Raw genomic sequence first — 7,444 nt, forward strand, 5'->3', positions numbered from 1 at the left:
GGCCTCCGCCCTGGCCGGCGATCTTCCCTCGCCGCAGCCGCTGGACCGCGCGGCGCTCGCAGACCTGGAGCCGGCCATCGCACCCGGCCTGCACGCCTGGCTGCTGCCCGACGAGGCGCAAGTCATGCCGCGCGACCTGCTGGCCGCGCTGGCGGTGCACGCGCCGAACCTGCACTGGTGCTGGGGCGAGCGGGTGGACCGTGTCGACCCGGGCCGGATCACCTTGACCGAGGGCGATGTCCTGCCGTTCGACCTGGCCATCGACACACGGGGCATCGGCGCCCGCCCGGACATGGCGGTCAGAGGCGTGCGAGGCGAGGTGGTCTGGCTGCACGCCCCCGGCGTGCGGCTGCAGCGCCCGGTGCGCCTGCTGCACCCGCGGCACCGGGTGTACATCGTGCCGCGGCCGGGCGACCTGTTCGTGGTCGGTGCCAGCGAGATCGAGAGCGAGGACCGCTCGCCCGTGAGCCTGCGCACAGCCGCGGAACTGATGGCCGCCGCGCACAGCGCAGTGCCCGAACTGGCGGAGGCGCGCATCGTCCACATGGAAGCCAACCTGCGCCCCGCCCTGTCCGACAACGAACCGCACACCCACGCCGAACCGGGACTGCTGCGCATCAACGGCCTGTTCCGGCACGGCTGGCTGCTCGCACCAGCGCTCGCGCAGGATGCGCTGAGCACATTGGGACTCCCCCCTGCGCCGCTGCGCGGCTTCCCCCCTCCCGTTCCGGAGGGGGGACACCGCCTGTGGCCGGGCGAAGCCCGTTCCACGGCAGTTCTGGATCAAGCCCCTTCTCCCGTCAACCCATGCTGACCTTCAACGACCTCTCTTTACCCTGCCCCGAGGGCCTGACGCTGGCCGCGTTGCTGGTGGCGCAAGGCGTGTCGGCCGAACAGGTGGCCACCGCTGTCAACGGCGCGTTCGTTCCCCGCGCCCAGCGAGACACCACCGTGCTGAACCCGGGCGACACCGTGCTGACCTTTCAAGCCATCGTCGGAGGCTGACGCCATGAACACGTCCCACTGGGCGCCCTACGGCGTCGGACTCTCCAGTCGCTTCCTGCTGGGCAGCGCGGGCTACCCCTCGCCTCAGGTGCTCAGCGACAGCATCACCGCCAGCGGCACGCAGGTGGTCACCGTGGGCCTCAAGCGCACGCTGGCCGCGGCGGGCGACAACGGCTTCGTCGCCCGCATCGTGCAGAGCGGCGTTCGCCTGCTGCCCACCACCGCCGGCTGCCGCACGGCGCGCGAGGCCATCACGCTGGCGCACATGGCGCGCGAGCTGTACGGCACGCACTGGATCAAGCTCGAAGTGGTGGGCGACGAACACACCCTGCAGCCCGACCCCTGGGGCACGGTGGAGGCGGCCGCACAACTCACCCGCGACGGCTTCGCAGTGTTCCCCTACTGCACCGACGATCTGGTGACCTGCCAGCGCCTGCTCGATGCAGGCTGCGAGGTCCTCATGCCCTGGGGCGCGCCCATCGGCTCCGGGCAAGGCCTGATCAACCCGTTCGCGCTGCGCACGCTGCGCGCACGGCTGCCCGGCGTGCCCCTGGTGGTGGACGCGGGCATCGGCGCACCGTCGCACGCAGCCGCCGCGATGGAGCTGGGCTTTGACGCCGTGCTGCTGAACTCGGCCGTGAGCCTGGCGGTGGACCCGGTGCGCATGGCGCGCGCCTTTCGCCTGGCCATCGAAGCGGGCCGTGCCGCCTTTGAGGCCGGCGTGATGGCACCGCAGGACATGGCGGTCGCGTCCACCCCCGTTTCGGGCCACCCCTTCCTGATTCCGTGAAACACCCCCCGCGCCGCTTCGCGTCACCCCCCTCTCTCGCCTTCGGCGGGAGGGGGGCGGCACCTGAGGCCCGGCCAAGCCGGTTCCTCGGTGCCCCTGGACGGCGTTGCGTCTTCGCATCTGTATCGCGCTCCGGCGCCAAAGGACACACACCATGACCCCCATCATCTGGAGCATCGCCGGCACCGACAGCGGTGGCGGCGCCGGCCTGGCGGCCGACCAGCGCGCGGCCGACGCCCTGGGTGTGCACTGCTGCACCGTGGTCGCCGGCGTCACCGCACAGAGCACCACCGAGGTGACGCACATCGAAACCACACCGCCCGCGGTGCTGCAGGCGCAGCTGGACACGCTGGCCGCCGACATGCCCCCGCGCGTCATCAAGACCGGCCTGCTGGGCAGCGCGGCCAACGTGCGCGTCTTGGCCGACTTCATCGACCGGCTGCGCGCACAACAACCGCTGGCCCTGGTGGTGGACCCGGTGCTGCGCGCCAGCACCGGCGCCGCGCTGGCCGATGCCGAACTGCGCGTCGCCTACCGCGACCTGCTGCTGCCCCGCGCGACCGTCATCACCCCCAACCAGGCCGAGGCCTTGGCCCTGCTGGGGGAGCAGGCGCCACGCGACATCCCCGCCCAGGCGCGGGCGCTGCGCGCGCTGGGTTGCACGGCGGTGGTCATCACCGGCGGAGACGCCGGGGCCACCGGACCGATATCGGGCCTGTCGCTGGACTGGCTGGACACCCCACAAGCAACGGGCTGGCTGAGCCTGCCGCGCGAGCGCACGCCGCACAACCACGGCACCGGCTGCACCTTCGCCTCGGCACTGGCGTCGGCGCTGGCACTGGGCTGGGTGGTGGCCGACGCGGCCGTGCTGGCCAAGATGGCGGCCACTTTTGCGCTGCGCCACGCGCGTGCGGTGGGCCGCGGCGTGGGGCCGGTGATCGCCCGGCCGGGCTTTGCCACCGAACCCTCGCTGCTGCCCCAGCTGTCGCTGGACGAGCAGGCGCCCGACGTCTGGACCACGCGGGTGCGGGGCCGTGCGCCGGGCGTCTACGCCATCGTCGACAGCGCGGAACGGGCCCAGGCCGTGCTGCGCGCCCGGCCCACGGTGGACACGCTGCAGCTGCGCATGAAGCGCCCCGCCGGCCTGCACGACGCGACCTGGGGCCAGCACCTGCGCGAGGCCATCGCCCGCAGCCAGCGCGCGGCCGATGCAGCGGGCGTGCTGCTGGTGGTCAACGACCACTGGCAGGCCGCGCTGGCCGAAGGGGCGCGGGCGCTGCACCTGGGCCAGGACGACCTGCTGGCCCTGACCGCGCCAGACCACGCCCGGCTGGCCGCCGCCCGCGCGCAGGGCGTGCAGCTGGGCATCAGCTCGCACAGCCTGTGGGAGCTGTGCCGCGCCGCCGCGCTGCAACCCGACCTGATCGCCTGCGGTCCAGTGTGGGCCACCACCACCAAGGACATGCCCTGGGTGCCCCAAGGCCTGGACAACCTGGCCTGGTGGGCACACATGGCGCCGGCACCGGTGGTGGGCATCGGCGGCATCCTCGAACCGGCGCAGCTGCAGGCGGTGGCCGCCGCCGGCGCTGCCGGTGGCTGCGTGGTGCGCGGCCTGGGCGACGACCCGGCGCGCACCCTGCCGGCCTGGCAAGCCGCCTGGCAGCAAGGCCTGGCGGCGCGCGGTGCGGACGGTGCGCGCCACGTGCCCGCCCTGCCGCACGCCACGCTGACCTGAAGCAGGCTGCCCGGTAGGTGATAAGGGTTAACCCTAGATTCTGGTAAGGTCCCCGGGTTTCGTCACCCCCGGGCGACCGGTGCGCCAGACGCACCGGAGCACCGGCAAGGGCCTGCTCATCCCCGGAGAAAACACATGGATCGTCGTTCCCTGATCACACACGCCGGCATCGCCGGTGTGCTCGCCGCTGGTGCGGCACCCGCCGTTCACGCCCAGGCCGCGGTGCGCTGGCGCATGGCCTCGAGCTTCCCCAAGTCGCTGCCCACCATCTTCGGCTCGGCCGAAAAATTTTCGGAAACCGTCAAGGCGCTCTCGGGCGGCCGGTTCGAGGTGTCGGTGCACGCCGCCGGCGAACTGCTGCCCCCGTTCGGCGTGGTCGACGCGCTGCAGAACCACACGGTGGAAATGGCGCAGACCGCGCCCTACTACTTCACCGGCAAGAACCCGGTGTTCGCCTTCGGCTGCGCCGTGCCCTTTGGCCTGACCGCGCGCCACATGGACGCCTGGATGGAACACGGCAACGGCCGCAAATACATGGACGCGTTCTATGCGCAGTACAACATCGTGTCGATGAGTTCGGGCAACACCGGCACCCAGATGGGTGGCTGGTACCGCAAAGAGATCCGGTCCGTGGCCGACCTCAAGGGCCTGAAGATGCGCCTGGGCGGCGGCCTGTTCGGCGACACCATGGCCAAGCTGGGCGTGGTCGCGCAGAACATGCCCGCGGGCGAGGTGTTCCAGGCGCTGGAAAAAGGCTCGCTGGACGCGACCGAGTTCGTCGGCCCGTTCGACGACGAGCGCCTGGGCTTCCACAAGGTGGCCAAGCACTACTACTACCCCGGCTGGTGGGAAGGCGGCGCCGAGCTGGAGTTTTTCATCAACAAGAAGGCGTTCGACGCGCTGTCGGCCGAGAACAAGGCCATCGTGCGCGCCGCCGGTGCGGTGGCCGCGCGCGACATGACCGCCAAGTACGACGCCCAGAACCCGGCCGCCCTGCGCCGCCTGGTGGCCGCCGGCACCAAGCTGCGCGGTTTCAGCAAAGAGGTGATGGACGCGGGCTACAAGGCCAGCATGGAAGTGTTCGCCGAACACGAGGCCCAGTTGCCCGAGTTCAAGAAGATCCACCAGGACATGCGCGCCTTCCAGCGCGACCAGGTGCTGTGGAGCAAGTTCTCGGAATGGCGCTACGACAGCTACATCGCGGGTGTGAAGCTGTAGGCGGGCACCAGACCCGGCTGCCACCAGGCGCCCTGCGGGGCGCCTTTTTTGTGACGATCGCCTTCACGCACAATCGCTGCGCCATGAACGCTCCGACCGACCACGACCTCCCCCCGCTGAACGCCACCCCGCCCGGCCTGTACCGCCACTACAAGGGCGGCTGGTACGACGTGATCGACACTGTGCGCTGCAGCGAGACCCTGCAAGGCATGACGCTGTACCGCGCGCTCTACGGCGGCTTCGGCCTGTGGGTGCGGCCGGCGGCCATGTTCGCCGAGCGCGGCGCGTTCGAGGGCAAAGAACAGCCACGCTTCACCCCGCACGACCCGGGCCTGGTGCCGCTGGGTGACCTGGCCACGGCGCACGCGTTGATCGCCCATCTGCGCGGCCGGGCACAGCGCGAGCGCGGCACCGACCTCGATACGGCCCTGCGCCCACCGCCGCCCGAACCCGACAGCTGCTGCGGCCGCGGCTGCAACGGCTGCGTGTGGGAAGGGTTTTACGAAGCGCTGCACCACTGGCGGGTGGACGCCCTGGAACTGCTCCAGGCCTAAGACAACGCTGAACCAGTCCACCGTGGCGCGGGCATCCCGGCAGCAGGGGCCTGCATCCACGGGGACTTGTTCAGCGTCGCCCTAAAACAGATCCCCCTGCCCGCGCAGAGCCGCCGGCCGGAAGCGGCTGGTGTCCATCGGCTGGCGCTCGCGGTTGAAACCCAGCCGTTCGCAGGCTTTCACAAAGCGCTGGCGCAGCAGGTCGGCCCAGATGCCCTGGCCTTTCATGCGGGTGGCGAAGTCGGCGTCGTAGTCTTGCCCGCCACGCAGGTCCTGCACCCGCGCCATCACCCGCGCCGCACGGTCGGGGTGGTGCAACTCCAGCCACTGGCGGAACATCGGCGACAGCTCCCAGGGCAGGCGCAGCACCTGGTAGAAGGCACGCCGCGCGCCGGCCTCGTAGGCCGCTTCCAGCACCTGCTCCATGTCGTCGTTGATGAAGGGGATCTGCGGCGACACGCTCACGCCGGTGGGCACGCCCGCGTCGGCCAGCGCGCGCAGGGTGCGCAGCCGCCGGTGCGGCGCGGCGGCGCGCGGCTCCAGGATGCGCGCGAGTTGGGCATCGAGCGTGGTGATGGTCACGTACACCGCGGCCAGGCCCTGCCGCCCCAGCGGCGCCAGCAGGTCCAGGTCGCGTTCGACCCCGCTGCCCTTGGTGACGATGCCCAATGGGTGCTGCGCCTGGGCCAGCAGCTCGATCACGCTGCGTGTGAGCCGCAGTTCGCGCTCCACCGGCTGGTAGGCGTCGGTCACAGTGCCGATGGCGATCATCTCCGGCACGTGGCGCGGGCTCAGCAGCTCGCGCCGCAGCGCATCGGCGATGCCGCGCTTGGCGATGATCTTGGTCTCGAAGTCCAGCCCCGGCGAGAGATTGAGATAGCTGTGGCTGGGCCGGGCGTAGCAGTACACGCAGCCGTGCTCGCACCCGCGGTAGGGGTTGAGGCCGAGGTTGAAACCGATGTCGGGCGAGTCGTTGCGGGTGATGGCGCTTTTGCAGTCTTCCCAGGTCACCTCGGTGGCCGGGGGCGCGGAGCCGTCGCCGGCCGCGGCATCGAGCGTGCCCCAGCCGTCGTCAAACGCGGCGCGCTGGTCGCGCTCGAAGCGGTGGGGCTGGCGGTGCGCCACGCCGCGCCCTTTGAGCGGCTGCAGTGGAATGAACACGTCCTGGGTCATGAACTGTATATTCGTACAGTTTTCAATGAATTGCAACGCGACCTGCAATCACCCCGACACACGGGGGCGTCGCCAGACCCGCACAATCGACCGATGTCTTCTCCCTCCTCGACCCGCGACACCATCCTCAGCATCCGCGGCGTGGGCAAAACCTACGCTGGCGGCTTCCAGGCCCTCAAAAACGTCCACCTGGACATCCACCGCGGCGAAATCTTTGCCCTGCTCGGTCCCAACGGCGCCGGCAAGACCACGCTCATCAGCACCGTCTGCGGCCTGACCACACCCACCGAGGGGCAGATCACCGCCGACAGCCACGACGTCGTGCGCGACTACCGCCGGGCGCGCGGCCTGATCGGCCTGGTGCCGCAAGAGTTGCACACCGACGCGTTCGAGACCGTCTGGGCCACCGTCAACTTCAGCCGCGGCCTGTTCGGCAAGGCGCCGAACCCGGCGCTGATCGAGCAGATCCTCAAGGACCTCTCGCTCTGGGACAAGAAGGACAACAAGATCATGACGCTCTCGGGTGGCATGAAGCGCCGGGTGCTGATCGCCAAGGCGCTGTCGCACGAGCCCAAGATCCTGTTCCTGGACGAACCCAGCGCGGGCGTGGACGTGGAACTGCGGCACGACATGTGGCGCCTGGTGCGCCAACTGCGCGACGCGGGCACCACCATCATCCTGACCACGCACTACATCGAAGAAGCCGAGGACATGGCCGACCGCATCGGCGTCATCCGCAAGGGCGAACTCATCGTGGTGGAGGACAAGGACGTGCTGATGCGCCAGCTCGGCCGCAAGGAACTGGCCCTGAGCCTGCAGCAGCCGCTGGCGGCCGTGCCCGATGCGCTCGCAAGCTGGCCGCTGGCGCTGTCGGCCGACGGGCTGACGCTGACCTACACCTTCGACACCTGCAACGAGGACACCGGCATTGCCGAACTGCTGGCCGCCCTGCAATCGCAGGGCATTGGC

The 7,444-nt window shown here is 70.5% G+C and carries 8 protein-coding genes and 1 pseudogene; 8 read left to right on the plus strand and 1 reads right to left on the minus strand.

Translation table 11 applies throughout. The features are described 5' to 3' along the window. From ACR2JA_RS09805 to ACR2JA_RS09835, 7 genes and pseudogenes are all read left to right on the plus strand, one after another. On the plus strand, nucleotides 1-814 hold an 814-nt coding region (locus ACR2JA_RS09805), incomplete at its 5' end, for an FAD-dependent oxidoreductase (protein WP_434008900.1). Further along, the gene (thiS, locus tag ACR2JA_RS09810) at nucleotides 808-1,005 is read left to right on the plus strand and encodes a sulfur carrier protein ThiS (RefSeq protein ID WP_434008901.1); all 198 of its coding nucleotides are present in this window, start codon (nucleotides 808-810) and stop codon (nucleotides 1,003-1,005) included. The genes ACR2JA_RS09805 and thiS, both read left to right, overlap by 7 nt. 4 nt (nucleotides 1,006-1,009) lie before the next feature. Continuing rightward, a complete protein-coding gene (locus ACR2JA_RS09815) occupies nucleotides 1,010-1,795 on the plus strand; it encodes a thiazole synthase (protein WP_434008902.1) in 786 nt (261 codons plus the stop codon). Nucleotides 1,796-1,949: 154 nt separating this feature from the next. Next, a complete protein-coding gene (gene thiD / locus ACR2JA_RS09820) occupies nucleotides 1,950-3,530 on the plus strand; it encodes a bifunctional hydroxymethylpyrimidine kinase/phosphomethylpyrimidine kinase (RefSeq protein ID WP_434008903.1) in 1,581 nt (526 codons plus the stop codon). A 135-nt stretch (nucleotides 3,531-3,665) separates the two neighbouring features. Continuing rightward, on the plus strand, nucleotides 3,666-4,748 hold the full coding sequence (locus tag ACR2JA_RS09825) for a TRAP transporter substrate-binding protein (RefSeq protein WP_434008904.1): 1,083 nt from the start codon (nucleotides 3,666-3,668) through the stop codon (nucleotides 4,746-4,748). Between the two features lie 83 nt (nucleotides 4,749-4,831). Further along, a pseudogene (locus tag ACR2JA_RS09830) lies at nucleotides 4,832-5,062 on the plus strand (DUF1653 domain-containing protein); the annotation flags it as partial. 21 nt (nucleotides 5,063-5,083) lie between these two features. After that, nucleotides 5,084-5,302, plus strand: a complete 219-nt coding sequence (locus tag ACR2JA_RS09835) for an oxidoreductase-like domain-containing protein (RefSeq protein WP_434008907.1) — start codon at nucleotides 5,084-5,086, stop codon at nucleotides 5,300-5,302. 81 nt (nucleotides 5,303-5,383) lie between these two features. Here the strand turns inward: ACR2JA_RS09835 and ACR2JA_RS09840 are convergent, their stop codons facing one another. Beyond that, nucleotides 5,384-6,475, minus strand: coding sequence for a PA0069 family radical SAM protein (locus ACR2JA_RS09840; RefSeq protein WP_434008905.1), 1,092 nt, complete (start codon nucleotides 6,473-6,475; stop codon nucleotides 5,384-5,386). 93 nt (nucleotides 6,476-6,568) lie between these two features. Between ACR2JA_RS09840 and ACR2JA_RS09845 the strand changes: the two genes are divergently transcribed. Further along, a partial coding sequence (locus ACR2JA_RS09845; RefSeq protein ID WP_434008906.1) for an ABC transporter ATP-binding protein occupies nucleotides 6,569-7,444 on the plus strand: 876 nt, incomplete at its 3' end.

The sequence above is a fragment of the Hydrogenophaga sp. genome (assembly GCF_051007235.1).
Classification (GTDB): Bacteria; Pseudomonadota; Gammaproteobacteria; order Burkholderiales; family Burkholderiaceae_C; genus Hydrogenophaga.

Coding starts and splice junctions, on each gene's coding strand:
- thiS (WP_434008901.1), top strand. CDS start 808: ATGCTGACCTTCAACGACCTCTCTTTACCCTGCCCCGAGGGCCTGACG.
- ACR2JA_RS09815 (WP_434008902.1), top strand. CDS start 1,010: ATGAACACGTCCCACTGGGCGCCCTACGGCGTCGGACTCTCCAGTCGC.
- thiD (WP_434008903.1), top strand. CDS start 1,950: ATGACCCCCATCATCTGGAGCATCGCCGGCACCGACAGCGGTGGCGGC.
- ACR2JA_RS09825 (WP_434008904.1), top strand. CDS start 3,666: ATGGATCGTCGTTCCCTGATCACACACGCCGGCATCGCCGGTGTGCTC.
- ACR2JA_RS09840 (WP_434008905.1), bottom strand. CDS start 6,475: ATGACCCAGGACGTGTTCATTCCACTGCAGCCGCTCAAAGGGCGCGGC.